This window comes from Micromonospora sp. NPDC002575, from assembly GCF_042889525.1.
GTDB classification, from domain to species: domain Bacteria; phylum Actinomycetota; class Actinomycetes; order Mycobacteriales; family Micromonosporaceae; genus Micromonospora; species Micromonospora carbonacea.
In genome coordinates this window covers 218391-245200 of sequence record NZ_JBIARA010000013.1, presented here as the reverse complement: position 1 = coordinate 245200, position 26810 = coordinate 218391, and the positions used below count along the sequence as shown (strand labels likewise).

Genomic DNA, 26810 nt, shown 5'->3' with positions numbered 1-26810 from the left:
CGCATCCACAAACCCCCGCACCCACCCAGCCGAAAACTCCTCCACCGCAAAGTCCACCCGCAGCCCCGAACCATCCCCAGCCACCCACACCACCAGCCCCACACCCACGACATCCGGCCCCACCTCGGACACCGGCCCGTCCACCACATGCAGCACCACCGGACCAGCCGGACCATCGACCACCGGCGACGCCAACGCCGCACTCACCCGACCGGTCAACTCACCGAACCCCGGATCACCCCCCACATCCACCCGCAGCACACCACCACCGGCCAACCCGACGACCACCTCCGACTGACCCGTATACCGCGCCAACACACCCACCAACCCCGCCACCACCACGACACCCGAACCCGCCACACCCGCCGGCCACCCCACCACCCACGACACCGAACCCGCCCGCGCCGGCCACACCACCGGCCGCCGCAGATCACCCACCAGGTCCAGACCCCCGGCGTCCACCGCGCCATCAGCGAACCCAACAGGCATGAACCCAACCTCCGAGTGAATGGGGACGACCGGGAGAGGCGAGGGCCGAGGCGGCCGGTCGGCCGTGGCGCGGACGTACCGCAGCACGACGTGTCGTGGCGGGGACGTGTCGTGGATGGACGTACCGCAGGGGTGCCGGGCCACCGCCGAACGACCTGCCCACGCCATGTTCCGGTCGCGGGCGGGCCCACGATCGCCCACATCCGTTCCCGGTCCGGTGCGGTGCGGGGGAACGACGACCCGACGGGGCCCGACGCTACGGAGCCCGGCCAAGCGGCGTACACCCCTAGAATTCGGGTGCGCTCGACCCCTAGCGCGGCGGTGGCGAAACGGGCCGGTCGCACTCGGCTGTCCGGCCCATCCGCGCGCCCGGAGGGCGCTGACTATGCTTCACCGATCATGAGTCGATCATGACGCAGCCGGTGACGGGTTGATCACACATTTGATCACACATCGGCTGCTGGTGTGTACCGCGCCGGCGCAGCGCTGACCACAAGCCAGTCGCTATTCGGCCGGTCCAGCCCGGATCCGTCCGGCCGGTGCACGCGGCGCGCCCGACTCTCGTGGCCGAGCAGCCTCATCAGGACCGGTACGCCATGCCTCACCCGCCACGTGCACCGCAGTTCGTGGCCGTGGCGTATCGGGCTTCTTGCCACACCCCGAGGCTCCCTGTGGGGGGCCGGCATGTCAGGAGATCCAATGGATGTGCCTATCCAGGTACAGGTGTTCGCGCACGACGGGGTGGTCCTGGCCCGGCCACCCAGCCCGGTGGAGACCGCCGGCAGCCGCTATCTCACCAGCGTGGGCGCGGGCCTGCACAACGGGCTGGACATGGTCACCGGCCTCCACCTGACCCTGCCGCACCAGTCGGCGGTCATCTGCAGCAGCGGGGCCAGCGCCGACAAGTCGCTGCGCCTGCTCAGCCGGTGCGGCCTCAAGACGCCGAGCGACCTGCGTGAGTATCGCTCCGGCGAACACGCGGTGCAGCTCGCCCGGGAGGCCGCCCGGCGGGGCGAGCTGCTGGAGTTCCAGTTTCCCCCGCAGGACCCGCAACTGCGGGCCGCGCCGGCCCGGGTCGCCCCGGATTTGCTGGCCCGGCTCAACAACAAGACGGTCCTGGAGACCCTGATCGCGCCGGAGTTCCTGCCGCGCCGGCAGGTGGCCACCCCCGCCGAGGTGCGGCAGATCGTACGCGCCGACCGCCGGCCGGCGGTGCTCAAGCCGGCCGGCACCGAGGTCTACAGCGGGATCGCGATCTTCACCCGGCGGTTGCAGGACCGGCTCAACCGGTCGCTGTTCCAGCAGCTGGAGCAGGTGAGTGACCGGTGGATCGTCGAGGAGGAGGTCCCCTTCCGGACGGTCTGGGGGCTCCAGTTCGGTGTGACGGAGAGCGGTTCGGTCGAGTACTTCGGCGCGTCCGTACACCTTCCGCAGCCCACCTCGACGTGGGTCGGTTGCGTGCTCGACGACGACCAACCGCCGCCGGAGCTGATCGAAGCGCTGACGGCAGGGGTCCGAAAGGCCAGCGCCCTCGGGTACCGGGGGTACTGCTCCTTCGACGCCGGGGTCGGCCGAAACGGCGAGCTACGGGTCATCGACCCGAACTTCCGGGTCAGCGCGGCCACCACGTCGGTGCTGCACCGCAGCTCCCTGCTGGGTCAGCACCCGTGCGCCATGACCAGCTTCTTCACGCTCGCGCCGGGCCTCGACGCCGAGCCGCTCCTCGCCCCGTTCGTCGATCGCGGGCAGCTCGTCGTGTTCATGCACTACGACCCGGCGGAGACGGACAACGGCCCGCACCCGGCGACCATCCTCGGCATGGTGGGCGGGGCCGACCGGTACGCCTGCGGCGTGCTGATCTCCCAGATCCAACGCGCCCTGACCCCCTGACCCCCTGACGCCCTGGCCCCCATCCCCTCCCGCCTCCCCCTCCCGCCTCGCCCGCCCCCCTCCCGCCCCCACGGCACGCGTTGATCAAGAGGTTTGCGTCATCGTCCGGCCCTGCCGTGACGCAAACCTCTTGATCACGCGGGTCGGTGGGGGCGGGAGGGGGAGGGGAATGGGGGAGGGGGAGGCGGGCGGGGGCGGGGCGGTTAGGGGCGTGGGGTGGGCACGCGGCGGGCCGCCGGGACCACGAGCGGCGAGCCGGTCTCCGGGTCGTCGATGACCCGGCAGGTCAGCCCGAACACCCGCTCGACCAGGTCGGCGGTGACGATCTCCCGGGGCGGGCCGGCGGCGACCACCCGCCCGTCGCGCATGGCGATGAGGTGGCTGGCGTACCGGGCGGCCTGGTTGAGGTCGTGCAGCACCGCGACCAGGGTGCGTCCCTGCTGTTCGTGCAGCGTCGCGCACAGGTCGAGCACCTCGATCTGGTGGGCGATGTCGAGGAACGTGGTGGGCTCGTCGAGCAGCAGCAGCTCGGTCTGCTGGGCGAGGGCCATGGCGATCCACACCCGCTGCCGCTGCCCGCCGGACAGCTCGTCGACGAGGCGGTCGGCGAGGTCGGCGACGCCGGTGGCGGCCATCGACTCGCCGACGATCCGTTCGTCGTCGCGGGACCACTGGCGCAGCAGCCCCTGGTGTGGGTAGCGGCCCCGGGCCACCAGCTCGGCGACGGTGATGCCGTCGGGGGCGACGGAGGTCTGGGGGAGCAGGCCGAGGGTACGGGCGACGCGGCGGGCCGGCTGGGCGTGGATGTCGCGCCCGTCGAGCAGCACGGTGCCGGCGGTGGGCTTGAGCATCCGGGCGAGCGCCCGCAGCAGCGTCGACTTGCCGCACGCGTTGGGTCCGATGACGACGGTGAACGACCGGTCGGGCACGGCGACGGTGAGCCGCTCGGCGATGGTCCGCCTGTCGTACGCGAGGGTCAGCCCGTCGCCGCTGAGCCGGGGGGTGCCGGGCCGCATGGGCGGTGCTCCGTTCTCTGTCGGGGGAAGGTGGGCCGGGCGGGTGTTAATAAGGGGCCCTTCCTCTACAGAATGCGTTAACAAGGTGCCCTTCCTTACTACAGCCGGCCGGCGCGGCGTTCGGTGGCCAGCAGCCACACCAGGTAGCCGCCGCCGAGCGCGCCGGTGACGACGCCGACGGGGAGCTGGTGGCCGGGGAAGCCGCGCTGGGCGACCAGGTCGGCGGCGACCAGCATCGCCGCGCCGAGCGCCATGGCGGCGGCCAGGTTGGGGCCGGGGGCGCGGGTGAGCCGGCGGGTCAGGTGCGGCGCGGTGAGCGCGACGAAGTTGACCGGCCCGGCGGCCGAGGCGGCGACGGAGACCAGCAGCACCGCCGCGACCAGCAGCGTCGTGCGCAGGCCCCGCACCGGCACGCCGAGCGCGGCGGCCGTGTCGTCGCCCAGTTCGGTCATCCGCAGCGCGGGCCCGCAGGCGAACAGCACCACCGGCGTCGCCACGGCGAGGGTGACGGCGACGGGCACCGCCTGCGCCCAGCCGCGCCCGTCGAGGCTGCCGGTGAGCCAGAGCACGGCGCGGGCGGCGTCCATGAGCTGCGCGCGGGTCAGCAGCCAGCCGTTGACGCCGGTGAGGATCGCCGCGACGCCGATGCCGGCGAGGATCAGCCGGTGCCCGTGCGCGCCGCGCGCCCAGGCCACCGCCCACAGCAGGACGCCGGTGGCCAGCCCGCCGGCCACGGCCGCGCCGGCCAGGGCGAGGGTGCCGCCGCCGACGACCACGACGACGAGCGCGCCGGTGGCCGCGCCCTGGGTGACGCCGAGGATGTCGGGGCTGCCGAGCGGGTTGCGCACGAGGGCCTGGAAGATCGCGCCGCCGAGGGCGAGGGCGGCCCCGACGAGGAGTGCGGTGACGAGCCGGGGCAGCCGCAGCTCGCCGATGATGAAGTCCTCGGCGGGGGTGCCGCCTCCGGCGAGGGTGCGTAGCACGTCGGCGGGGCTCATCGGGTAGTCGCCGCCGCCGATGGACGCGACGCCGAGCGCGCCGGCGGCCAGGGCGCAGCCGAGCCCGACGAGCAGGGCGCGGGCCCGGAACCGCACCGACCAGTGGCGGAAGCGCACGACGCTCACGCGCGCACCGCCCGGGTGCGGGTGACCAGGTGCAGGAAGAGCGGCCCGCCGAGCACGGCGGTCATGATGCCGACCTGGAGTTCGCCGGGGCGGCCGAGCACCCGGCCGGCGACGTCGGAGCCGAGCAGCAGCACGGGCGCCAGCAGCGCGCACGCCGGCAGCAGCCAGCGCAGGTCCGGTCCGGTGAGGGCGTGCACGAGATGCGGCACGAGCAGCCCGACGAAGACGAGCGGCCCGCAGGCGGCGGTGGCCGCGCCGCAGAGCAGGGTGACGGCGACGATCACGGCGGCGCGGACCACGGCGGGGTTGGCGCCCAGCGCGCGGGCCTGGTCGTCGCCGAGGGCGAGGGCGTTGAGCGGGCGGGCCGCCGCGAGGGCGATCACCAGGCCGGCCGCGACGAACGGCAGCACCCGCGTCACCGTGGCGAGGTCGGCGCTGGCCAGCGAGCCGACGGTCCAGAACCGCATCTTCTCCAGCGAGGCCGCGTCGAGCAGCATCACCGCGCTGACGTAGGAGTAGAGGGCCGCGTTGAGGGCCGCGCCGGCGAGGGCGAGGCGGGCCGGGGTGGCGCCCCGACCGCCGCCGACGGCGTACACGAGGGCGGTGACGGCCGCCGCGCCGGCCAGGGCGAACCAGACGTACCCGCCGACGGTGGCGACGCCGAGGAACGCGGCGGAGCTGGCCACGGCGGCGGACGCGCCGGCGTTGATGCCGAGCAGCCCGGGGTCGGCGAGGGGGTTGCGGGTGACGGCCTGCATGATCGCGCCGGCCACCCCGAGGGCGGCCCCGGCGAGCAGGCCGAGCAGGGTGCGCGGCAGCCGCATCTGGTGCACCACCGCGTGCGCGGGGGAGGCGGGGTCCCACAGCCCCGCCCAGACGTCGGCGAGGCCGAGCTGGCGCGCGCCGACGGCGAGGCTGACCGCGCACACGGCTATGAGCAGGGCGGACGCGGCCAGCAGCCCCGCGAGCCGGGCTGCTGGCCGGCCGCGTCGCGGCGGCGGGGCGGGGGGCGTCGCCGCCGGCGCGGGTGCGGTCGGCGACGGGTCGGTGACGGACAGCGGAGGCTCCTGTGTGGTGGGAATCGATCGCCGAGGGCTGTTGACAATAACTTAGGTTAGGGTAACTTAACCTCGCCCTTGGTCATCGGACCACCCCGGAGCGGAAAGAAGCCGTCATGCCCGTACCCGTGTCCCGCCCGCGCCTGACCCGCCGCGGCCTGCTCTCCGCCGGCGGCGCCCTCGCCGTCAGCGCCCTGCTCGGCGGTTGCGGCGGCAACGACGACTCCGCGTCGCCGGCCGGCGACGGCGGGCCCTGGTCGTTCACCGACGACCGGCCCGAGAAGGTGACCCGGGACGCCACCCCGACGCGCGTGGTCGCCTTCACCGGCGTGGCCGCCGCGCTCGTCGACTTCGGACTCGACAGCCAGCTCGTCGGCGTGTTCGGCGAGACCACCCGCTCCGACGGCTCCAAGGAGCCGCAGGCCGGCGACCTCGACGTCGGCAAGGTGACCGTGCTCGGCAACGTCTGGGGCGAGTTCAGCATCGAGAAGTACGCCGCCCTGCGCCCCGAGCTGCTGGTCACCCACATGTACGACCCGGGCGCGTTCTGGTACGTCCCCGACGAGAGCAAGGACAAGATCCTCGCCCTCGCGCCCACCGTCGCCATCCAGACCGCCCGGGTGCCGATGAACCGGCCCATCGAGCGGTACGCCGAGCTGGCCGCCGCACTCGGCGTGGACCTGAAGGCCAAGAAGGTCACCGACGCGAAGGCCCGGTTCGAGGCGGCGGCCGAGAGCGTCCGGCAGGCCGTCAAGGCCAACCCCGGCATCAAGGTCCTCGCCGCGTCCGGCAGCCCCGACGTGTTCTACGCCTCCAACCCGAAGGTCAGCACCGACCTGATGTACTTCGCGGAGCTGGGCGTCGACATCGTGGTGCCCACGAAGCTGGAGCAGGGCGACTACTTCGAGGCCCTGAGCTGGGAGAACGCCGACAAGTTCCCGGCCGACCTGATCCTGCTGGACAACCGCGCCACCGCCCTGCAACCGGCCGACCTGGCGAAGAAGCCCACCTGGGCGGCGCTGCCGGCCGTCAAGGCCAACCAGGTCACCCCGTGGGACGCCGTGCCCCGTTTCTCCTACGCCGGCGCCGCGCCGCTGCTGGAGAACCTGGCGAAGGCCATCAGCGCCGCGAAGAAGGTGAGCTGACGCCGTGGCGGGCACCCCCCGCTCCCACCTGTTGACCACCGGCACCGCGGAGGACTACCGGCGGGTGCTGGCCGAGGGGATCGACCGGGTCGGCAGCCGCATCGCCCGCACCGACCGCCCGTTCACCGGTGTCACCCCGGCCGCGCTCGCCCCGGCCGTGGCCGCCGTCGACCTGGACCGGCCGCTCGCCGACGCCACCGCCGCCCTCGACGAGCTGGAGGAGGTGTACCTGCGCGACGCCGTCTACTTCCACCATCCCCGCTACCTGGCCCACCTCAACTGCCCGGTGGTGATCCCGGCGCTGCTCGGCGAGGCCGTGCTCACCGCCGTGAACTCCTCGCTGGACACCTGGGACCAGAGCGCCGGCGGCACCCTCATCGAGCGCCGCCTCGTCGACTGGACGGCCCGGCGCATCGGCCTCGGCCCGGCCGCCGACGGCGTCTTCACCAGCGGCGGCACCCAGTCCAACCTCCAGGCGCTGCTGCTGGCCCGGGAGGAGGCGTGCGCCCGAGCCGCCACCCCCCGCCGGGAGCTGCTGCCCCGGTTGCGGGTGCTCACCTCCGCCGCCGGGCACTTCAGCGTGCAGAAGGCCGCCACCCTGCTCGGCCTCGACGCCGACGCCGTGCGTACGGTGCCCACCGACGCCGACCGCCGGATGTGCCCCGACGCGCTGCACGCCGAGCTGACCCGCTGCCACCGCGACGGGCTCACGGTGATGGCGGTCGTCGCCACCGCCGGCACCACCGACTTCGGCTCCATCGATCCCCTCGACGCCATCGCCGACCGGTGCGCCGCCGCCGGGGCACGGCTGCACGTCGACGCCGCGTACGGCTGCGGGCTGCTGGTCTCGCCCACCCGGCGGCACCTGCTCGCCGGCATCGAACGCGCCGACTCGGTGACCGTCGACTACCACAAGTCGTTCTTCCAGCCGGTCTCCTCCAGCGCCCTGCTGGTGCGCGACGGGCAGGTGCTGCGGCACGCCACCTACCACGCCGACTACCTCAACCCGGCCCCCCGCGCCAGCGGGGAGCAGCTGCCCAACCAGGTCGACAAGAGCCTCCAGACGACCCGCCGCTTCGACGCGCTGAAGCTGTGGCTGACTCTGCGGATGATGGGCCCCGACGCGGTCGGCGCGCTGTTCGACGAGGTGATCGACCGGGCCGACGGGGCGTGGCGGCTGCTGGCCGGCGACCCCCGCTTCGAGGTGGTCACCCGGCCCACGCTGAGCACCGTCGTGTTCCGCTACCTGCCGCCCGCCCCGGCAGGCCACCTCGCCGACGACGCCAACCGGCACGCCCGCCACGCCCTGGCGGCCTCCGGCGCGGCGGTCGTCGCCGGCACCCGGGTCGACGGCCGGCAGTACCTCAAGTTCACCCTGCTCAACCCGGAGACCACCCTCGACGACGTGGCGCACGTCGTCGACCTGATCGCCGCGCACGCCGACCGGTACGTGGGCGAGCGGACCGCCGCGGTCGCCCCCTGCCCGGTCGGCTGACCGGCGACCGTGCCCACCCCCCGACCCCGCGCAGAAAGCGACCCCATGCCCACCCGTGACGTCGTCGCCGTCGGGCTCGGCCCGTACAACCTGGGCCTGGCCTGCCTCGTCGAGCCGCTGTCCGACCTGGACTGCCTGTTCCTGGAGGCCCGCGACACCTTCGACTGGCACCCGGGGATGCTGCTGGAGAACGTCCGGTTGCAGACTCCCTTCCTGGCCGACCTGGTCACCCTCGCCGACCCCACCTCGCCGTACTCGTTCCTCAACTGGCTCAAGGAGACCGGGCGGCTCTACCCGTTCTACATCCGCGAGCGGTTCCACCCGCTGCGCAGCGAGTACAACGCGTACTGCCGGTGGACGGTGCAGAAGTTGACCAGCGTGCGCCTCGGCCACCGGGTCACCGCCGTCACCCACGACCCGGCCGACGACGTGTTCGCGGTGACCGCCACGGTCACCGCCACCGGCGAGACCGTCACCCACCGGGCCCGCAACCTGGTGCTCGGCACCGGCACCCCGCCGCACGTGCCGGCGGCCTGCGCCGGGCTGGGCGGCGACGGCGTCGTGCACTCCTCCGACTACGTGACGCACCGCGACGCGCTGCGCCGCCGCCGCAGCGTGACCGTCGTCGGCTCCGGGCAGAGCGCGGCCGAGATCTACCAGGACCTGCTGGCCGACATCGACACGTACGGCTACCGGCTGAACTGGGTCACCCGCTCGCCCCGGTTCTTCCCCCTGGAATACACGAAGCTCACCCTGGAGATGACGTCCCCGGACTACGTCGACTACTTCCGCGCGCTGCCCGAGGCCACCCGCTACCGCCTCGAAGCCGAGCAGAAGGGCCTGTTCAAGGGCATCGACGCCGACCTGATCAACGACATCTTCGACCTGCTGTACGCCAAGAGCGTCGCCGCCGCGGTGGACACCCGGCTGCTCACCAACACCGAGGTGACCGGCGCGGCGCAGGTCGACGGCGGGTACGCGCTGCGGCTGCGCCACGTCGAGCAGGGCGGCGAGTTCGACCTGACCACCGAGGGCCTGGTGCTGGCCACCGGCTACCGCTTCCAGGTGCCCGACTTCCTCGACCCGGTGCGCCACCTGCTGCGCTTCGACTCCCACGGCCGGCTCGACGTCGCCCGCGACTACCGCGTCGACCACGCCGGCCGGATCTTCCTGCAGAACGGCGGCACCCACACCCACAGCGTCACCTCGCCCGACCTGGGCATGGGCCCGTACCGCAACTCGGTGATCATCCGGGAGCTGCTGGGCCGCGAGCCCTACCCGGTGGAGCGGCGCATCGCGTTCCAGGAGTTCGGCGTGCCGGCGGGGGTGGGGGCGTGACGGAGATCGTCTACACCCGCACCGACCCCCGGCTCGGCGAGTTCGCCCTGCGTACCCTCGACCCGGCCGCGGACGCCGCGCTGCTGCACTCCTGGGTGACCCACCCGAAGGCCGCGTTCTGGCTGATGGGCGACGCCGACGTGGCCCGGGTCGCCGCCGAGTACGCCCGCATCGCCGCCGACCCGCACCACGACGCGTTCGTCGGCCTGTGGCGCGGCGAGCCCGCGTTCCTCGTCGAACGCTACGACCCGGCGCGCGTCGAACTGGCCGGGCGCTACCCGGCCCGCCCCGGCGACGTGGGCATGCACTTCCTCTGCGCGCCCACCGACACCCCGGTCTCCGGCTTCACCCGCGCCGTCATCACCACCGTCATGGCGTGGCTGTTCGCCGACCCCGCGCACCGCCGGGTGGTCGTCGAGCCGGACGTGCGCAACACCGCCGTGCACGCCCTCAACGCCGCCGTCGGCTTCACCCCCGCCGGCACCGTCGCGCTGCCCGCCAAGACCGGCCTGCTCTCCTTCTGCACCCGCGCCCGGTTCGCCGCCGCCACCGCAGCTCAACCCCAAGGACCGGACACCGTGGACCCGCAGGACGCCGTCGCCCACCTCACCCCCGACACGTGGGCGCGCGCCAACCGGCTGCTGGTGCGCAAGGCCCTCGCCGAGTTCTCCCACGAGCGGCTGCTCACCCCCGAGCCCGTCGGCGTCGCCGCCGGTGACTCCATGGCGTACGAGGTGACCAGCGACGACGGCACTGTCACCTACCGGTTCGCCGCCCGCCGGCTCGCCCTCGACCACTGGCACATCGACCCGGCCAGCATCACCCGTAGCCGCGACGGCGTGCCGCTGCCCCTGGACGCCCTCGACCTGTGCGTGGAGCTGCGCGGCGCGCTCGGCCTCACCGACCGGGTGCTGCCGGTCTACCTGGAGGAGATCACCTCCACCCTGGCCGGCTGGGCGTACAAGCTGGACCGGCCCGAGATCCCCGCCGCCGAGCTGGCCCGCGCCGACTTCCAGACGATCGAGACCCGGATGACCGAGGGTCACCCCGGCTTCGTCGCCAACAACGGCCGCATCGGCTTCGGCATCGACGAATATCACCGGTACGCCCCCGAGGCGGGCCGGCCCGTGCGGCTGCTCTGGCTCGCCGCGCACCGCGACCACACCACCTTCACCTGCACCGCCGACACCGACGCGGACGCCCTGTACCGGGCCGAGCTGGGCGACGACGCGCTCGCCGGGTTCGCCGCCACGCTCACCGGGCTCGGCCTCGACCCGGCCGACTACCTCTACCTGCCGGTGCACCCGTGGCAGTGGTGGAACCGCCTCGCCGTCACGTTCGCCGCCGACGTGGCCGAGCAGCGCCTGGTCTGCCTGGGCCCCGGCCCGGACGAGCACCTCGCCCAGCAGTCCGTGCGGACGTTCTTCAACGTCACCCAGCCGCAGCGGCACTACGTCAAGACGGCCCTGTCCGTGCTCAACATGGGCTTCGTGCGGGGGCTGTCGGCGGCGTACATGGAGGCCACCCCGGCGATCAACGACTGGCTCGCCGACCTGATCGCCCGCGACGAGGTGCTCACGTCCACCGGGCTGACGATCCTGCGGGAGCGGGCCGCGATCGGGTACCGCAACCGCCGCTTCGAGGCGGCCACCGACCGGTACTCCCCGTACCGCAAGATGCTGGCGGCGCTGTGGCGGGAGAGCCCGGTGCCGGGCCTGGAGCCGGGGCGGCGGCTGGCCACCATGGCGTCGCTGCTGCACGTCGACTCGGCCGGCGGGTCGTTCGCCGCCGCCCTGGTCGCCGAGTCGGGGCTGGCCGCGCCGGTGTGGCTGCGCCGCTACCTCGACGCCTACCTCACCCCGCTGCTGCACTCGCTCTACGCCTACGACCTGGCGTTCATGCCGCACGGCGAGAACGTCATCCTGGTGCTGCGCGACGGGGCGGTGGAGCGGGCGATCTTCAAGGACATCGCCGAGGAGATCGTGGTGATGGACCCGGACGCGGACCTGCCCGAGGCGGTGCACCGGGTCCGGGCGAACATCCCCGAGGACGAGAAGATCCTGTCGATCTTCACCGACGTGTTCTCCTGCTTCCTGCGCCACCTCAACGTGGTCTTCACCGACGCGGGGCTGCTCACCGAGGAGGAGTTCTGGCGTACGGTCGCCGACTGCGCGGCCGACTACGCCGCCCGGGTGCCGCACCTGGCCGACCGGCTGGCCCGCTACGACCTGTTCGCGCCGGAGTTCGCGCACTCCTGCCTCAACCGGCTCCAGTTGCGCGACAACCAGCAGATGGTGGACCTGTCCGACCCGTCGGCGGCGCTCCAGTTCGCCGGCGCCCTGGCCAACCCCATCGCCCCGTACGCCCGCCGCTTCGTCCCACCGACGACGGTCGGACCCGTGACGGACACGATTCGTTCGTGATCATTCGCCGAACGGGCCTGTCGACGACAGGCCCGCTCGGCGTCCGACACGGGGGCTCAGGCGGCGACCGGCGCCAGGAACCAACGCTGCTTGGCTCCGCCCCAGCAGTCCCAGATCATCGCCCGGGCGCCGGGGTCGAGGCCACTGCCGCTGATGTCCAGGCACCTCTGGGTGAGCTGGTTCCTAATCTCGTAGTAGCCGTTGCCGACCTCGGCGAGCCGCCAGTGTTGCTTGGCGCCGCCCCAGCATCCCCACTGCATGGCGGGGGCACCCTGATCAAGACCCGAGCCCGCTACGTCGAGACACCTCTGACTGTTCAGCGGATGAAGCTCGTAGTAACCGTCGGAGATGTGGGCGAAGCGCCACTTCTGGTGAGCGGCGTTCCAGCAGTTCGCCGCGACGACCGCCACGCCGTCGCCATTGCCGGCGTTCGCCACGTCGAGGCATCGATCATAGATGAGCTGGGATCTGATCTGGTAGTACTGGCCGGGCGGGAGGATGGCCAGGGCCGAACCTCCCGCATCGCTCGCTTGGGCCGGGTGGACCGTCATCCCACCAATAGCCATCGTCATTGCCGCCACGGTCGCGACAATCCCAAAGAATCTTCCGATCCTGGTCATGGTGATCGCGCTACTCCTTTCTCGGAAGTGTCCGGTCGTGTGTCCGGAATGGGCCACGAACAGACGTGGGCTTACCGGTCCTGCCCGTCCTGTCGAGAGATCACCGGTTAGCTGGGCGCGCCAACAAGCTATCTATGGGCGTGGTTCATTGTCGTGAGTAGAGCCCTACTCAGTCGGCGGGATGCCGTCGGGACGGTCGATAGCGACGGGTGGTTCGGCCCTCGGTCGTGTCGTCGCTGAGGCGACTGACTTCGAACAGTCCACGTTGCGGTACTGTCGCGCCACCCTCGGTGACATTAGCCTTCCGGTATGGAGCTCTCGTGGCCCTTCGTGGGGCGTCGGGCGGAGCTGCGTTCGATCGAGGCCGCCATGAGCGCCGACGCCGGACACGGCGTCCTGCTGGCTGGACCGGCTGGGGTGGGCAAGACCAGGCTGGCTCGCGAGGCGGTCGTGCTTGCGGGGCAGCGGGGTGCGACCACTCGCTGGGTTGTCGGTACCGCGTCGTCCCGCGGTCTGGCGTTGGGGGCCTTCGCGGGACTCCTCGGCGGGCTCCGTGGCGACCCGACCAGGCTGGTGACCGAAGCCGTCCGGGCGTTCCTGTCGGGTGCGAGCAACGGTCGGGTGGTTCTTGGGGTCGACGATGCCCACCTGCTGGACGACATGTCGGCGCTCCTGGTGCACCAACTCGTCGTGCAGGGCGCGGCGGTGGTGGTGGCTACGGTGCGTACCGGGGAGGCGGCGCCGGACCTCGTCACCCGCCTGTGGGCGGACAGCCACTTCGAGCGGTTCGAGGTGGAGCCGCTCGGGCGGCAGCAGACCGGATCGTTGTTGGAGGCGGTGCTGGGCGGCCCCGTGGAGCGGACCACCGCCAGGCGCGTATCGGACTTCGCCCGGGGCAACCTGTTGTACCTGCGGCACTTCGTCGCCGGGGAGGTCGAGGCCCGCCGGTTGCAGCCGGTCCGGGGGGTCTGGCGGTGGTCCGGTGAGGGCTTGATGTCACCCGGGCTGACGGAGCTCGTGACGACCCGGATGGGCAAGTTGACCGAGTCGGAGGGCCTGGTGCTTGACGTGCTCGCTCTCGCCGAACCGCTGGATGTTCGCCTGCTCACCGGGCTCGTCGAACCGTCAGCGATCGAACGGGCCGAGGAGGCCGATCTCATCCGCGTCGAGAAGGTGGGGCGACGGCTCGAAGCCAGGCTGGCCCACCCCCTCTTCGGCGAGGTCAGACGAGCCCGCATGGGGACCCTGCGGGCGCGGCGGCTCCGCGGATGGGTCAGCCGGGCGCTCGCTGACGCCGGCTATGACCAGGCCGACGACATTCTCCGTCGCGCCGTGCTGGCCGTGGACTCGGACCTCGCCCCGGACTGGCGGCTGCTGGTCGAGGCGGGCCGTCGCGCCGGCCAGCTATGTGACCTGTCCTTGGCCGTGCGGCTCGGGCGGGCGGCGGAAGCGGCCGGCGGTGGGTTCGAAGCATCGATGATAGTGATGGGCGTCTTCAACGGGCTGAGCCGTCCCTCGGGCGCCGACTTCGCGATGCTGGCGGCGAGTGCCCGGACAGCCGCCGAGCTGGTCCGGGCCACGATGGCTCGGGCCATCGACCTGGCGTGGATGGCGCCCCGGCCGGCCGAGGCGGAAGCACTCCTCGATGCCGTCGAGTCTCAGGTCTCCGGGGACGGCATCCGACAACAGCTCATGGCGCTACGCGCGTTGTTCGACGGCCAGCTCGCCCGCCCGAACCGAGCAATCGAAGCCGCCGTGAGCGCACTTGCCTCGCCGCTGCTGCCCGACGAAGCCGTTCTCCTCGCCACGACCGGTTACGCCATCGGCCTGGCCACCATCGGCCGGGCCGACGATCTTGCCATTCCGGTGACGGTAGGCGCGGCGGCGGCAGGCCGTGCGGCGCAGTACGCCTTCCTGCGGTTCCCGTTGATCACCGCGCAGTTGATCGGCCTGCGCCTGGCCGGGTACCTCGGACAGGCCGCCGAGGTGGCGCACGGTTGTTGGGAATCGGTCCAGGGCCTGGAGCTGCCGACGGCGATCGCCAGTGTGCTGATGGGAGACGTGCTCCTGGCCCAGGGCCGGCCGGCCAGCGCCCTGCGCTGGCTGCGGGAGGCCTACGCCGGGTTCGAGCCGTTCGATCGGGTTGGTGGCTTCGAGCATGTATGTCTGATCCCGCTCATCCGCGCGCTGGCCCTCACTGGTGACCTGACGGCCGCGGTGGAGGCAGCGGAGAAGCTACGCGCCCGGGAGCACCCGATGATGCAGTGCCTCCGACCGGACATGCTGCTGTCGCACGCCTGGCTGGCTGCGGCGCAGGGCGTGTCCAGCAAGGCGATCGCGCTCGCCCGGGAGGCCGCGTCGGTGGCGGCGGCAACCGGGCAGTCCGCCCACGAGGTCCTGGCCCTACACGCGGCGACGTGCCTCGGCGACCGGTCGGCTGTCGAGCGGCTGACCGCGCTGGCCCATCAGGTGGACGGCCCGCGGGTCCGGGCCGCAGCCACGCACGCGATCGCGTTGGCCGCAGGCGACGGCGACGCCCTCCAGGCGGCATCGGACACACTGGAACGAATGGGGGACCTGTTGGCCGCCGCCGACGCTGCCGCCCAGGCGACGGTCGCGTACCGCAGGGCGCAGCGGCGCGGGGCGGCGTTCCGAGCCGAGGCGCGGGTGCGACGGTTGATCCAGGACTGCGAGGGGGTGGGGACGCCCGCGGCAAGGGCCGTGGTCCACCCCCTGCCACTGACCGAACGGGAACGGGAGATCGGCATCCTGGCCGCGCAGGGCCTGTCCAACCGGGAGATCGCGCACCGGCTGGTCGTATCGGTGCGCACGGTCGAGAACCACCTCTACAGGATCAACACCAAGCTGGGCATCGGCGGCCGCGCAGAACTCGCCGACGTGCTGGGCGGACACCACGGGGCCGGCGACCTTGCCGACCCGCAGGGACCAGCCGCCTCGCTGGGATAGCCCTCACGAGGCTGAGTACCGCACCACTCATGACGTCCCTCGGAGCTCGGGGATAGCTTCTCCATGCGTTCGCAACGGGCCCGGAAAAGCATTCGACCCATGATTCAGCCATCGTTGCAACCCAAGGGAGAGGAGTCTCGGCATGCGAAGAAGGCAGATGCTGATCGCTGCGCTGGCAGCGTTGCTCACGCTGTCGTCGGCACTTGTCGTGAACCCCGGTGCCGCTCATGCCGCCACCACCTATCCATGCGGAACCGCATGGCCTGGCGTTTATGGCACCATCGGCGCCCACTACTACGACCCGGGCATCGGCGAAGGGCTCGGCTGCCCGACCAACTGGGAGTACGACGGCTGGGGCGGCAACCGTGAACAGGACTTCCAGGGTGGGTTCATGCACTGGGAGGGCAGCATCAACCGCGCATTCGCGACGTGGGGAGAGATCGGTCGCCTGTGGCGGACCCGCTGCGGCGGGCTGAACGGTCGACTGGGTCCGCCCACGAGCGACGAACACGACGCGTACTGGAACGGGCGGTATGTGCGGAAGTCGAACTTCCAGAATGGCTGGATCGCCTGGGACAAGGAATACCACACCCTCACGGCCGCTGACCGGTGGGGGAACTATCCGTGCTGACCAGCGCAGCGAAACCCGGACCAGATCGCCAGGGATGGCTGCCGCGGTAGGTCTCACACCCGCCGGGGCAGCCGCCGGGGGTACGGGCGGCGGGTCAGCGTGGCGTGCAGCATGGTGGTGAGCGTGACGATGTCGAACACCGGCAGGCCCAGGCGGGCCTGGATGGCGTGCGCGAACGGCACCAGGTCGGTGCACTCGACCACCAGCGCCCCCAGCTCGGGGTGCGCCCGGGCGAGCCGGTCGACGCGGCCGAGCACCTCCCGTTCGAGCCGGTCGGCGTCGAGGGCGTCGCGGCGGCCCTCCAGCATCACCTCGGTGAACTCCGGCTGCCCGGCCATGCCCGTCACCCGCACCGGCACGTGTTCCGCGCCGATCGCGGCGAGGTGGCGCGGGGTGAGCGCGGCGGAGTCGGCGACGAGCAGGCCGACGGGCCGGCCGACCATCCGGTGCACCAGCGGAAGCTGGAGCAGGCTGGACGACCACAGCGGCACCGACACCGCGGCGGCCAGCTCGGCCTGGAACAGCACCAGGAACCCGCACGCCCCGGTGATCCCGGCGACCCCGGCGGCCTCCAGGTCCCGGGCCGCCGCCACGAACGGCTCCAGCAGCGTCGGGTCGGCCTCCCGGACGAGCCGCTGCGGCGTGGCCCCCTCGACGACCCGGTAGACGACGGGGAAGTCGAAGGTGGCCGGGTTGCGGATGTGCCCGGGGATCTTCTCGAACGAGGTGTCCAGGCAGAGCACGCCGATCGGGGCGTCGGTCATCGGTTCCTCCGCGAGTCGGTTGCGCCGCGACGGCATCATCGGTTCCTCCGGGCGAACGGGCGACGCCGCCAGCGGTCCACGGCGAAGGGCGCGAAATCCAACTCGGGGCGTTCGCCGCCGACGAGCTGGGCGACGAGCCGGCCGCCGGCCGGGGCCAGGCCCATCCCGATGTGGCCGTGCCCGGCGGCGACGACCACGTTGCGGCACGCCCCGGGCCGGCCGATCAGCGGCAGGCTGTCCGGCGTGCAGGGGCGCAGCCCGCTCCACACCCGCACCCGCCGGTCGGTGTCCAGCCCGGGCAGGTACGACGCGACGGTGCGCACGATGCCGTCGAGGCGGCGCGGCGAGACGCTGGTGTCCATGCCCACCAGCTCCAGGGTGCCGGCCAGCCGCAGCCGGTCGCCCAGCGGCATGACCGCCACCTTGCCCTCGCTGAGCAGGATCGGCAGCCGGGGCGGACGCTCGCCGGCGGCGACGTCGACCGCGTACCCCTTGGCGGGCTGGAGCATCAGGTCGACGCCGAGCCGGCGGGCGCAGGCCACCGACCAGACCCCGGCGGCGAGCACCACCTCGGCGGGGCGCAGGTCGCCGCCGCTGGTGCGCACGGCCCGCACCCGGCCGCCGGCCACCTCGAAGTCACGTACCTCGGTGTGGGTGCGGATGTCGACCCCCGCGGCCCGCAGCGCGTCGGCGAACGCGACCAGGAACGCGGGGATGCGCAGCGCGGCCCCCTCGGCGTTGAGCAGGGCCCCGGCCACGTCGAACGCGACGCCCGGTTCGAGGGCGGCCAGCTCGCCGGGGTCGAGCACCCGCAGCGGCACGCCCCGGGCGACGGCCGCCGGCACGGAGGCGCGGGCCGCCGCGAAGCCCTCGGGGGTCTTGCAGGCCAGCAGCATTCCCTGGGCGGTGAGGGTGTCGGCGAGCGGGCCGGTCGCGCACACCTCGCGCAGGATGGCGAGGCTGCGCTGCTTGAGGGTGAGCAGCACGTCGAACGCGGCCCGTGCGTGCTGCTCGGTGCAGCGGCGGCGGAAGTGCCACAGCCACGCCAGCAGGGCCGGGTCGGGGCGGGGGCGCACGTGGAACGGGCTCTCCGGGTCGAGCAGGTGACGCAGCCCCTTCGCAAGCACGCCGGGCTCGGCCAGGGGCGCGGCGCCCTGGGTGCCGACGAAGCCGGTGTTCCCCGACGAGCAGGCCGCCGGGTCTCCGATCTCGCCCCGGTCGACGACGGTGACCCGGTGCCCGGCGCGGGCCAGAAACCAGGCGCAGAACAGGCCGACGACGCCCGCGCCGACGACCAGCACGTCGGGGCGGTCGCCGGGTGGGCGCGGCGCGGGCGGCGTCGACATCGCGGCGGCCCTAGAGGCTGACCACGTAGAAGCAGGTGGGCAGGTTGAGCACCACCCGCTCGTAGATCTCGGCGGTCAGCGCCACCCCGGGCTCGGCGAACGTGCCCGGCGGCGGCTCGGCGAAGGAGATCATCGACCGGCCGGCGTCGAACAGCAGCGCGCCGTGGCCGAAGTCGCCGACGATCGCCGTGCCCGGGTCGACCAGCCGGGTCCGGACGATGAACACGCCGTTGTCCTCGACGTCGCGCATCAGCGTGCCGGAGCCGAGCAGCCGGTAGTAGTCGGCCGGGTTGATGATCAGCCCGTCGGCGGTGCTGCCGTTCTGCTCCACCTCGTTGCAGGCCGACAGGATGGTCGAGCCGAACGGGCCCGGGTCGGTGAGCCGGGCGATGTCCGGCATGGTCAGCAGGCCGCCCTCGCCGCGCAGGATGGTGACGTTCTCGGCGGTGGCGAGCCGCACCACCAGCCGGTAGTTGATGAACTCGGCGAAGCTCGTCGGGTCGTCCCACAGCCCGTCGGGCACCTGCACCCACGCCTTGGTGGTGTGAAGCGGCGGGATCGGGGAGCGGTGGAAGTGGTTGGCGGCCTCCCGCCGCAGGTCCGCGCCGTCGACGGCCGGGTCGCCGGGGCGGGCCGGGCTCTCGTGCCAGTAGAACTCCTGCGGGTCGCGGGACAGGTCCACCACCTTGAGCATGTTGCGCGACGGGTAGCGCGGCTTGCGCCGGGAGCTGGTCAGCGAGTCGGTGATGGTGACGTCGTAGTCGACGCGGGTGTCGAAGCCGCCCTCGGCGAAGGCGTCGACGAAGACCTGCCCCGGCGAGAGCTGCTTGCGGCGGTCCTCGACGACCTCGGCGATGGTCCGTTTGATGACGTCGGTTCGTTGCATCGGGCGCACACCTCTCGGTCGGGTCGGGTCGTCACTGCGCGGCGGGTCGGGTCGTCACTGCGTGGCGCTTCGGGTCGTCACTGCGCGGCGGGCTTGCGGGCGACGAACATGCCCCAGCCGAACTCGCCCCGGTCGATGGCGGCCTGGATCTCGCCGCAGGACGCGGCGAAGCCGTGGATCCACTCCCGGGCGGCCGGGTCGTCGGTGGTGGCGGCCCGCTGCCGGGCGGTCTCGCCGAGCACCCGGTACGTCTGCCGGATGTGGGTGTCGAGGCTGCGGGCGGTCAGCACCTCGAAGCCGGCGGCGGTCAGCGCCTCGGCGTACCCGTCGAGGGAGTAGCCGCCGCTCCACCGCACCCGGTCGTAGACGTGCCGGCGGGCGGCCTCGCCGATGTCGCTGGTGGGCTGGAGGAAGTCGGTGACGGCGAGGATCCCGCCGGGGGCGAGGACCCGGTGCATCTCGGCGTGGCTGCGCGGCTTGTCGGGCACCAGGAACAGCGCGTCCTGGCTGACCACGTGGCTGAAGCTGCCCGCGGCGTACGGCATGGCGGTGGCCGAGCCGTGCCGGAAGGTGACGCCCGCGGTGCCCCGCTCGGCGAGCTTGGCCTGGGCGAACCGGACCCGCTCGATGCTCAGGTCCAGGCCCTCGCCCCGGCAGCCGGTCTGCCCGGCGAGCCGCAGCAGGAAGTTGCCGCAGCCGCAGCCGACGTCGAGCACGGTCGACCCGGCGTCGATGCCGGCCTCGGCGGCCAGCAGGTCGGAGGTGCGGTCGGCGGCGGCGTGGTAGTCGGTGTCGGCGTCGTCGGCGAAGTAGCCGGTGTGCAGCACGCCCTCGCTGTCCCAGAAGCTGAGGTACGTCTGGGTGGTCTGGTCGAAGAACTCGGAGACGTCCCGCTCGGTGAACGTGGGGCTGGTCGTGGACATCGCGCACTCCTTCGTGCTGTGCCGCCGGCCGGCGAGGCCGCCGCCGGGATGGGGATCTCAGGCGTAGGTGTCCTTGCGGACGCCGGTGAGGTGCGGCAGGTCCGGTCCGGTGGCGCTCGCGCCGCCGTCGACCAGGTGCACCCCGGCGGTGACGAACGAGGCCCGCTCGCTGGCCAGGAAGGCGGCCACCGCCGCGACCTCCTCGGGGCGGGCCAGCCGGCCCAGCGCGCTGTGGTGGCCCATGGCGGCGAGCTGCTCCTCGACGTCGCCGTCGTCGCCGGCGAGCCGGGCGGCGGCCCGCTCCATGGGCGGGGTGCGCACCGAGCCGGGGGCGAGCACGTTGACGGTGATCCGGTCGCGGGCCACGTCCACGGCGAGGCCCTGGGCGAAGCGGACCAGCGCGGCCCGGGTCACCCCGGACAGCAGCAGCGGGGCGATCGGCACGGCGGCGGTCTCCGAGGCGACGAAGAGCAGCCGCCCCCAGCCGGCGGCGCGCAGGTGCGGCAGCGCCGCGAGGGCCAGCCCGACGGCCGGCAGCAGCACCCGGTCGACGGCGGCCCGGTAGTCGTCCGCCTCGAACAGGGTGGCCGGGCCGATCGGCGGGCTGCCGCCGCTGACCAGCAGCACGTGCGCCGCGCCGAGGTCGGCGGCCACCCCGTCGACCCAGCGGCGGGCCGCGTCGGCGTCGGTGACGTCGACGGCGGTGGCGCTGACCCGGCCCGTCGCCACCCCGGCCAGCTCCCGCTCGGCGGCGGCGAGCCGGTCCGGGTCCCGGCCGCAGATCGCCACGTGCGCGCCCTCGGCGGCGAACTCCTTCGCGCAGGCCAGCCCGATGCCGCTGGACCCGCCGGCGACGAGCGCCACCCGTCCTGTGAGCCCGAGATCCACGTCTCCTACCTTCCGCCGGTCGGTGACGGCCGGCCCGCCCCGGCCGACCGGTAGCCGTAGCGGGCGAACAGGGGCTGGGCCAGGGCGGTGGCGGCCAGCCGGTCGGCGGGCGACAGGGTGCGCCGCCACGCCTCGTCGCTGTCGCGGATCACGGTCGGCCCGGTGCGGAACCGGTCCGGGTTGCCGGTCACCGTGTGGTTGGTGCCCAGCTCGACGGCGCGCCCGCGCACCGGGTTGCCGGCCGGGTCGGCCCCGCACAGCCGCAGCAGCGCGTCGATCGTGCCGGCCGGGTCGGCGGTGAACGACTCGTAGCGCAGCAGCATCGACCGCCGCGGATGCCGCCGGGTGATCGCCGCCGAGGCCAGGTTGAACCCGTGCCAGTACGCGGTGCTGCGCGCCGCCGACATCGCGTACACGTACTGCTTCGGTTCCCGCCAGGAGTGCGCCACGGCGCGCGGGTCGCGCACCAGGTGCACGTAGTAGGGGGTGATCCCGGGCAGGTGCGCCAGCAAAGCGGCCTCCCCGGGGATCTTCGTGGTGTCCACGATGGTGTGCGCGCCGGTGCGCTCGGCGACCGCCCGGTAGACCCGGCCCATCAGCTCGGCGTGGGCGCGGATCTCGTCGTCGTACAGGCCGCGGCGCAGCACCCGCCAGGTGTGCCGGGTGCGCACCCGGGAACGCTGGCGGGCGATGACCTGCGCGGCGTGCGCGTCGGCCGACAGGCCGGCGGGCCGCCCGACGGGCAGCACCCGCGACCAGAGGTCGCAGGCGGTCAGCTCCCGGCCGCAGCCGCACAGCCCGTTGACGCCCCGGCCGGTGGAGTTCTTCCACAGGAAGTGCAGCTCGCCGACGTGGAAGAAGCCGGGCACCTCGTTGAGGACGTTGCCGATGATGGTGCTGCCGTTGCGGCACCAGCCGGTGACGCACAGGACCGTCAGGTCGCTCATGCCGCGCGGGCCTCCGTCCGTTCGCTACCGGGCATCCCGGTGCCGCCGGGGCCGCCCGCGGGGCGGCCGATCCACGCCGCCATGGCCGCCGCCGCGACGGCGCAGGCCGCGCCGACGCCGAACACGGCCGGGTAGTCGAGCCGCGCCGCGACCAGGCCCGTCACCGGCCCCCACACGGCGAGCCCCAGGTCCCAGAACGAGGTGTACGCCCCGATCGCCGCCCCCTGCCGCGTCGGCTCGGCCCGGTTCATCACCATCAGCGCCAGCGACGGGTGCAGCAGCGAGAAGCCGACGCCGGTGACCACGCCACCGGCCACGGCGACGGGCAGGTTCGGCGCGAGCGCGACGATCGTCAGGCCGGCCGCCTCGCCGGCCGCCGACCAGGCCGCCACCCGGCGGGGGCCCAGCCTGTCGGGCAGGTGGCCGATGACCAGGCGGGTGCCGGCGTAGACGGCGCTGAAGCAGCTCAGCACCAGCACGCCGGAGCCGATGCCGCGGGCGTCCAGGTGCAGCACGACGAACGCGGCCAGGCCGGCGTACCCGGCGGCGCCGAGGGCGAGCGCGGTGCCGGGCAGCAGCGCCGGGCGCAGCAGCAGCCCGCCGCCGCCCCTAGATGTCCCTTGCGCTGCGGTCCCGGGCTCCCGGTGTGGCACCGGGACCACGGCGATCAGGGCGGCGGCCAGCAGGGGAGCGGCGGCGGCGAGCGCCCAGACGGCGGTGAAGGAGACCTGTTGCAGCGTCGCGCCGAGGAAGGTGCCGGCGGAGATGCCGCCCCACATGCTCATCCCGTAGAGGCCGATGAGCTGGCCCCGGCGGTGGTGCGGGGCGAGGGCCACCGTCCACACCGCCCCGGCGGTGAACAGGGCGGCCTCGCCCGCGCCGAGCAGCAGCCGCACCGCCACCAGCGCCGGCACCGCGAGCGGCAGGAGGTACAGCAGCCCGCCGAGGGCCGCGACGAGCGCGCCGGCGAGCATCACGGCGCGGTGACCGTACCGGTCGGCCAGCGCGCCGGCGACGGGCCGCACGAGCAGCGCCGTCCCGGCGGTGACCGTGACGACCAGGCCGACGACCAGGTCCCCGGCGGCGTGCCGGTCGCGCAGGAACGCCGGCAGCACCGGGATCACGGCGGTGAGGCCCAGGTAGCCGGCGAACAGCCCGCCGAAGATGCCGACCAGGGCGGGGCGCGGCACGGCGCGGGCGGCGCTGCCCGTCATCGGCCCACCGGCTCCGCCGCGCCGACCGGCGCGACCACGGGGTCCGCCGGTCCGTTCGACGGCGGCCCGGCGGGTGCCGCATCGAGCGCGGCGGCCACCTTGCGCACCGCCCGCACGAGGTCGGCGCAGTCGTCGAGGCTCAGGTTGGACGACAGCGGCACGTCGACGGCCTCGCGCAGGTAGCCGGCGGTGCGCGGCAGCATCGCCCGGATCACGTCGACGTCGTCGGTGTCGTACGCGAACCGCCAGTTCCAGAACGCGCGGACGTTGAGGTCGTCGTCGGCGCCGATGTTGCGCGCGTCGATGCCCTCCCGGCACAGCGCGCGGGCGAACCAGCCCGCGTCGCCGCCGGGCACCCGGAACACGAACGCCTCCCCGAGGTACGCCCCGGGGGCGACCGGCCGGCGGATCGCGATGCCCGGCACGTCGGCCAGCGCGGCGGCGACCCGGTCGTAGTTGCGGTGGAACAGCCGCAGCCGCTGCGGCAGGCGGGCCATCTCGGCGCGCAGCAGCGCCGCCCGGATCTCGTCCATGCGGAGGCTGAGCAGGGGCAGGTCGAGGCCGGTCAGCGGCGGCTCGGCGTCGGGGAAGTGCCGCCGCAGCCGCCCCTCGTACGCCCCGGACAGCGCCACCGCGCGGGCGAACAGCTCGGTGTCGTCGGTGACCAGGAAGCCGCCCTCGCCGCAGTTGAGCGCCTTGTCCGACTGGGTGCTGAACGCCCCGGCCGCCCCGAACGTGCCGAGCTTGCGGCCACGCAGCTCCGCGCCGAGCGCGGGCACCGCGTCCTCGATCAGCGGCACGCCCATCTCGGCGGCGAACGCGGCGAGGGCCTCGGCGTCGGCGGCGAATCCGCGCATGTGCACCACGAGGATCGCACCGATCCCCGGATGCCAGCGGCGGCGCAGGTCGTCGAGGTCCATCCGCAGGTCCTCGTCCACCTCGACGAGGAGCGGCCGGCAGCCGGCCATGACGATCGCGCTCGGCGTGGCGACGAACGTGAACCCGGGGCAGGCGATCAGGGAGCCCGGGGGGACCCGCGCCGCCATGATGGCCAGGGCGAGGGCGGCCGTGCCGCTGGACACGGCGAGGGCGTGCCGGGTGCCGAAGAAGCGGCACAACTCGTCCTCGAACCGGCCGCACTCGGTCTCGTGCTGCGGGCGGTGGTCGTAGCGGAAGTAGAGGTGGCTGCGCACGGCCCGGCAGGCGGCCTCCTCGTCCTCGGGGTGGACGAAGACGGCGCCCTTGTCGTACGTGGGCCAGGGGGCGTGCCGGACGGGCGCGCCGCCGTGCAGGGCGAGGCGGTCCTCCGGTCGATCAGGGCGCGCCGCCGGCAGTGGCCGGGGCGGCGCGGGAGCTTCGTCGTTCCCGTTCACCGGCGGACTCCTCGCTCGTTCCTGACGGGTGTCCCGCCGGCTTTTCTCCGGCCCGCGGAACGGTGGCCGGCGCGCGCCGTGCGGACAGCACGAATAGCCCCACTGGCGTGGGAGAATTCGTCGATCCGGAATCGCGTCAATCGCCGCCCAGTGACAGTCATGATTGCCTCGGGGGTGCGGCCCGTCAACCCGTCTTTGTGGTGCCCGGCGGGTGCCGTTCGGCCGCCGGCAGGGGACCCGGTGACCGCCGGTTGTCGCCCGTGACGCGGCTGGCCTGCTGGTACGTCGCTGAGCTGGGCGGACGCCTTCCGGCTCGGCCTGGCGGCGATCACCCTCGGTCAGGGCGCGCTGGCGATTTCGTGCGATGGCCGGAATGCCTGCCCCGCAATTCCAATTCCCTATCGGATAGGCAGCCTTTCTGGCCTTCGGTTGGGCGCAAAGTTGGTCAACAGCCATCAATGGCGTGTTGTCCGAGCGGAACCGACCATCTATCCCTACGGCGATAGCCGAATGAATTACCCAAACGGCACGACCCCCCAAAATACCCACCCCCATCCCGCCCCCACCTCCCTCCACCCGCCCCCGCCCACTCGCCCGCCCCCGCCTCCCTCGCCCCGGTGATCAAGAGGAAAGCGTCAAAGTTGATCTTTGCCTTGACGCAAACCTCTTGATCACCGGGGCGAGAGGGGTGGGGGAGGGTCGGGGGCGGGGTGGGAGGAGAGGTGGGGGTGGGGTGAGGGGGTGGGTGGGCTTTACTGTTAAGAAAGTTTAATTTATGTTCATCATATGCCTCCGGCGGGCGTGTCGGCCCAGCTCGGTGCGCTGCGCCGATGCCTGCCCCGAAACGAAGGAGCGTCACATGCGTCGAAGAATCGCCCTTCCGCTGGCGTCGGCCGGTGCCGTCGTCGCCTCCCTGGCGGTCGCGGTGCCCGCCCAGGCGCACGGCTACGTGTCCGGGCCGCCGAGCCGGCAGGCGCTCTGCGCCCAGGGCCGGGTCCCCGACTGCGGCCAGATCAGGTACGAGCCGCAGAGCGTCGAGGGCCCGAAGGGGCTGCGCAGTTGCAGCGCCGGGATCGGCCAGTTCGCCGTTCTCGACGACGACGCGCGGGGCTGGCCGGCCACCTCGGTCGGCAGTTCGGTCACCTTCACCTGGACCAACACCGCCCGGCACGCCACCAGCAACTGGGAGTACTGGATCGGCGGCACCCGGATCGCCGTCGTCGACGGGGGCGGGCGACAGCCCGACGCCACCGTCTCGCACACCGTCAACCTGGGCGGCTGGTCGGGTCGGCAGAAGCTGCTCGCCATCTGGAACATCGCCGACACCGCCAACGCCTTCTACTCCTGCGTGGACCTCCAGGTCGGCACCGGCGGTACCCCGACCCCCACCCCGACGAGGACGGCCACGCCCACCCCGACGCCGACGAGGACGGCCACGCCCGCCCCGACCACGCCCGCGCCGGGCGGCACCTGGACGGCCGGTCAGGCGTACCGGGTTGGTGACCAGGTCACCTACGGCGGGGCGACGTACCGGTGCGTGCAGGCCCACACCGCCCTGCCCGGCTGGGAGCCACCGAACGTGCCGGCCCTGTGGACCCGGCTCTGACCCGCCAGTGGGTGCGGCCCGGGCGTCCGGGCCGCACCCCGCGTGCCGCGCTGGCGCTCGCCGCGCTCCTGGCCGCCGCCGGCTGCGCGACGGGCGTCGGCCCGTCCGCCCCGCCGGCCAGCACGGTGCCGTCCCCGCCCGCCGTGTCGGCACCCGCCCCGGCTGACGTGCCGTTCCTCCGGGCGATGGTGGCCCACCACGACCGGACCCGGGTGATCGCCGCCGCGGCCACCGGCCGGATCGCCGACGGCGAGCTGCGTACGCTCGTCGCCGCCGTCGACGTGACCGAGGCCGACGAGCTGGCCACCATGCGACGCTGGCTCGCCGCGGCCCCGGACGGCGACGCCACCGGACCGGCGGGCCACCATTCGCACCACGACGCCCAGGGCGCCCACGACGCGCCGGCGACCGCCGACCCCGACCTGGCCCGGCTCCGTGCCGCGCCCGCGGGCCGGTTCGACGCCGTACTCGTCGAAGTGCTCACGGCCCACCAGCGCGCGGCCGTCACGCTGGCCCGCGCCCACCTGCCGGCGGCGGTCGGTCCCGAGGTACGCGACCTCGCCGACCGGATCGCCCGCTCGCGTGCCGCCCAGATCCGGCTGATGGCGGGGCTCCCGGCGGCCTGACCGGTGGCAATCGGCCCGGGCCCGCCCACGTCAGGTGCGGG

The 26810-nt window shown here is 73.5% G+C and carries 21 protein-coding genes and 1 pseudogene; 9 read left to right on the top strand and 13 right to left on the bottom strand.

The window, feature by feature from the left end; genetic code table 11:
- A pseudogene (locus tag ACFYWL_RS20730) lies at nt 1-489 on the bottom strand (non-ribosomal peptide synthetase); the annotation flags it as partial.
- Nucleotides 490-1188: 699 nt separating this feature from the next.
- Here ACFYWL_RS20730 and ACFYWL_RS20725 point away from each other — a divergent pair.
- The gene (locus ACFYWL_RS20725; RefSeq protein WP_386975014.1) at nt 1189-2379 is read left to right on the top strand and encodes an ATP-grasp domain-containing protein; all 1191 of its coding nucleotides are present in this window, start codon (nt 1189-1191) and stop codon (nt 2377-2379) included.
- Nucleotides 2380-2582: 203 nt separating this feature from the next.
- Here ACFYWL_RS20725 and ACFYWL_RS20720 read toward each other — a convergent pair whose 3' ends face one another.
- From ACFYWL_RS20720 to ACFYWL_RS20710, 3 genes are all read right to left on the bottom strand, one after another.
- A complete protein-coding gene (locus ACFYWL_RS20720; protein WP_386975012.1) occupies nt 2583-3395 on the bottom strand; it encodes an ABC transporter ATP-binding protein in 813 nt (270 codons plus the stop codon).
- 98 nt (nt 3396-3493) lie between these two features.
- A complete protein-coding gene (locus ACFYWL_RS20715) occupies nt 3494-4519 on the bottom strand; it encodes a FecCD family ABC transporter permease (protein ID WP_386975010.1) in 1026 nt (341 codons plus the stop codon).
- Nucleotides 4516-5625: a FecCD family ABC transporter permease gene (locus ACFYWL_RS20710; RefSeq protein WP_386975034.1), complete on the bottom strand. Its 1110-nt coding sequence runs from the start codon at nt 5623-5625 to the stop codon at nt 4516-4518. The genes ACFYWL_RS20715 and ACFYWL_RS20710 overlap by 4 nt, the downstream gene beginning before the upstream one ends.
- A gap of 68 nt (nt 5626-5693) precedes the next feature.
- On the opposite strand from ACFYWL_RS20710, the gene ACFYWL_RS20705 reads away from it, so the two are divergent.
- From ACFYWL_RS20705 to ACFYWL_RS20690, 4 genes are read left to right on the top strand one after another with little or no spacing between them, the layout of a single operon-like run.
- Complete coding sequence (locus tag ACFYWL_RS20705) at nt 5694-6722, top strand: ABC transporter substrate-binding protein (RefSeq protein WP_386975008.1); 1029 nt, start codon at nt 5694-5696, stop codon at nt 6720-6722.
- A gap of 4 nt (nt 6723-6726) precedes the next feature.
- Entirely contained in the window at nt 6727-8217 is a 1491-nt protein-coding gene (locus tag ACFYWL_RS20700; RefSeq protein ID WP_386975006.1) for a pyridoxal phosphate-dependent decarboxylase family protein, read from the top strand.
- A gap of 45 nt (nt 8218-8262) precedes the next feature.
- Nucleotides 8263-9555 carry a lysine N(6)-hydroxylase/L-ornithine N(5)-oxygenase family protein gene (locus ACFYWL_RS20695; protein ID WP_386975004.1) on the top strand — a complete coding sequence of 431 codons (1293 nt, stop codon included), beginning with the start codon at nt 8263-8265 and terminating at the stop codon, nt 9553-9555.
- Nucleotides 9552-11978 (top strand): GNAT family N-acetyltransferase, encoded by a 2427-nt coding sequence (locus ACFYWL_RS20690; protein ID WP_386975002.1) that lies wholly within the window; start codon nt 9552-9554, stop codon nt 11976-11978. Before ACFYWL_RS20695 ends, ACFYWL_RS20690 begins: the two co-directional genes overlap by 4 nt.
- A 56-nt stretch (nt 11979-12034) precedes the next feature.
- Here the strand turns inward: ACFYWL_RS20690 and ACFYWL_RS20685 are convergent, their stop codons facing one another.
- On the bottom strand, nt 12035-12598 hold the full coding sequence (locus tag ACFYWL_RS20685; RefSeq protein ID WP_386975000.1) for an RICIN domain-containing protein: 564 nt from the start codon (nt 12596-12598) through the stop codon (nt 12035-12037).
- A 309-nt stretch (nt 12599-12907) separates the two neighbouring features.
- Here ACFYWL_RS20685 and ACFYWL_RS20680 point away from each other — a divergent pair, with 309 nt between their 5' ends.
- The gene (locus ACFYWL_RS20680) at nt 12908-15565 is read left to right on the top strand and encodes a LuxR C-terminal-related transcriptional regulator (protein ID WP_386974998.1); all 2658 of its coding nucleotides are present in this window, start codon (nt 12908-12910) and stop codon (nt 15563-15565) included.
- 157 nt (nt 15566-15722) lie between these two features.
- Nucleotides 15723-16196 carry an LGFP repeat-containing protein gene (locus ACFYWL_RS20675; protein ID WP_386974996.1) on the top strand — a complete coding sequence of 158 codons (474 nt, stop codon included), beginning with the start codon at nt 15723-15725 and terminating at the stop codon, nt 16194-16196.
- Nucleotides 16197-16249: 53 nt separating this feature from the next.
- On the opposite strand, the gene ACFYWL_RS20670 is transcribed toward ACFYWL_RS20675, so the two are convergent.
- The 8 genes from ACFYWL_RS20670 to ACFYWL_RS20635 all read right to left on the bottom strand — a co-directional run bounded on the left by ACFYWL_RS20670 (nt 16250) and on the right by ACFYWL_RS20635 (nt 24537).
- Nucleotides 16250-16960, bottom strand: coding sequence for an aspartate/glutamate racemase family protein (locus ACFYWL_RS20670; RefSeq protein WP_386974994.1), 711 nt, complete (start codon nt 16958-16960; stop codon nt 16250-16252).
- Nucleotides 16961-16995: 35 nt separating this feature from the next.
- The gene (locus ACFYWL_RS20665) at nt 16996-18306 is read right to left on the bottom strand and encodes an NAD(P)/FAD-dependent oxidoreductase (RefSeq protein ID WP_386974992.1); all 1311 of its coding nucleotides are present in this window, start codon (nt 18304-18306) and stop codon (nt 16996-16998) included.
- A gap of 10 nt (nt 18307-18316) precedes the next feature.
- Nucleotides 18317-19192 carry a family 3 encapsulin nanocompartment shell protein gene (locus ACFYWL_RS20660; protein WP_386974990.1) on the bottom strand — a complete coding sequence of 292 codons (876 nt, stop codon included), beginning with the start codon at nt 19190-19192 and terminating at the stop codon, nt 18317-18319.
- Between the two features lie 77 nt (nt 19193-19269).
- Nucleotides 19270-20115: a class I SAM-dependent methyltransferase gene (locus tag ACFYWL_RS20655; protein ID WP_386974988.1), complete on the bottom strand. Its 846-nt coding sequence runs from the start codon at nt 20113-20115 to the stop codon at nt 19270-19272.
- A 57-nt stretch (nt 20116-20172) separates the two neighbouring features.
- Complete coding sequence (locus ACFYWL_RS20650; protein ID WP_386974986.1) at nt 20173-21003, bottom strand: SDR family NAD(P)-dependent oxidoreductase; 831 nt, start codon at nt 21001-21003, stop codon at nt 20173-20175.
- Between the two features lie 5 nt (nt 21004-21008).
- On the bottom strand, nt 21009-21950 hold the full coding sequence (locus ACFYWL_RS20645; protein WP_386974984.1) for a sulfotransferase: 942 nt from the start codon (nt 21948-21950) through the stop codon (nt 21009-21011).
- On the bottom strand, nt 21947-23164 hold the full coding sequence (locus ACFYWL_RS20640) for an MFS transporter (protein ID WP_386974982.1): 1218 nt from the start codon (nt 23162-23164) through the stop codon (nt 21947-21949). The genes ACFYWL_RS20645 and ACFYWL_RS20640 overlap by 4 nt, the downstream gene beginning before the upstream one ends.
- On the bottom strand, nt 23161-24537 hold the full coding sequence (locus ACFYWL_RS20635) for a DegT/DnrJ/EryC1/StrS family aminotransferase (RefSeq protein WP_386974980.1): 1377 nt from the start codon (nt 24535-24537) through the stop codon (nt 23161-23163). The genes ACFYWL_RS20640 and ACFYWL_RS20635 overlap by 4 nt, the downstream gene beginning before the upstream one ends.
- Before the next feature lie 859 nt (nt 24538-25396).
- On the opposite strand from ACFYWL_RS20635, the gene ACFYWL_RS20630 reads away from it, so the two are divergent.
- Together ACFYWL_RS20630 and ACFYWL_RS20625 are read left to right on the top strand one after the other, a co-directional pair.
- Entirely contained in the window at nt 25397-26143 is a 747-nt protein-coding gene (locus ACFYWL_RS20630) for a lytic polysaccharide monooxygenase (RefSeq protein ID WP_386974978.1), read from the top strand.
- Nucleotides 26128-26769 carry a DUF305 domain-containing protein gene (locus ACFYWL_RS20625; protein ID WP_386974976.1) on the top strand — a complete coding sequence of 214 codons (642 nt, stop codon included), beginning with the start codon at nt 26128-26130 and terminating at the stop codon, nt 26767-26769. The genes ACFYWL_RS20630 and ACFYWL_RS20625 overlap by 16 nt, the downstream gene beginning before the upstream one ends.
- Nucleotides 26770-26810 lie beyond the last annotated feature (41 nt).

Bases quoted from the DNA above. Each gene is read 5' to 3' on its own strand.
- ACFYWL_RS20725 (WP_386975014.1), top strand. From the start codon at position 1,189: ATGGATGTGCCTATCCAGGTACAGGTGTTCGCGCACGACGGGGTGGTC.
- ACFYWL_RS20720 (WP_386975012.1), bottom strand. From the start codon at position 3,395: ATGCGGCCCGGCACCCCCCGGCTCAGCGGCGACGGGCTGACCCTCGCG.
- ACFYWL_RS20705 (WP_386975008.1), top strand. From the start codon at position 5,694: ATGCCCGTACCCGTGTCCCGCCCGCGCCTGACCCGCCGCGGCCTGCTC.
- ACFYWL_RS20695 (WP_386975004.1), top strand. From the start codon at position 8,263: ATGCCCACCCGTGACGTCGTCGCCGTCGGGCTCGGCCCGTACAACCTG.
- ACFYWL_RS20685 (WP_386975000.1), bottom strand. From the start codon at position 12,598: ATGACCAGGATCGGAAGATTCTTTGGGATTGTCGCGACCGTGGCGGCA.
- ACFYWL_RS20680 (WP_386974998.1), top strand. From the start codon at position 12,908: ATGGAGCTCTCGTGGCCCTTCGTGGGGCGTCGGGCGGAGCTGCGTTCG.
- ACFYWL_RS20675 (WP_386974996.1), top strand. From the start codon at position 15,723: ATGCTGATCGCTGCGCTGGCAGCGTTGCTCACGCTGTCGTCGGCACTT.
- ACFYWL_RS20670 (WP_386974994.1), bottom strand. From the start codon at position 16,960: ATGACCGACGCCCCGATCGGCGTGCTCTGCCTGGACACCTCGTTCGAG.
- ACFYWL_RS20665 (WP_386974992.1), bottom strand. From the start codon at position 18,306: ATGTCGACGCCGCCCGCGCCGCGCCCACCCGGCGACCGCCCCGACGTG.
- ACFYWL_RS20660 (WP_386974990.1), bottom strand. From the start codon at position 19,192: ATGCAACGAACCGACGTCATCAAACGGACCATCGCCGAGGTCGTCGAG.
- ACFYWL_RS20655 (WP_386974988.1), bottom strand. From the start codon at position 20,115: ATGTCCACGACCAGCCCCACGTTCACCGAGCGGGACGTCTCCGAGTTC.
- ACFYWL_RS20645 (WP_386974984.1), bottom strand. From the start codon at position 21,950: ATGAGCGACCTGACGGTCCTGTGCGTCACCGGCTGGTGCCGCAACGGC.
- ACFYWL_RS20640 (WP_386974982.1), bottom strand. From the start codon at position 23,164: ATGACGGGCAGCGCCGCCCGCGCCGTGCCGCGCCCCGCCCTGGTCGGC.
- ACFYWL_RS20630 (WP_386974978.1), top strand. From the start codon at position 25,397: ATGCGTCGAAGAATCGCCCTTCCGCTGGCGTCGGCCGGTGCCGTCGTC.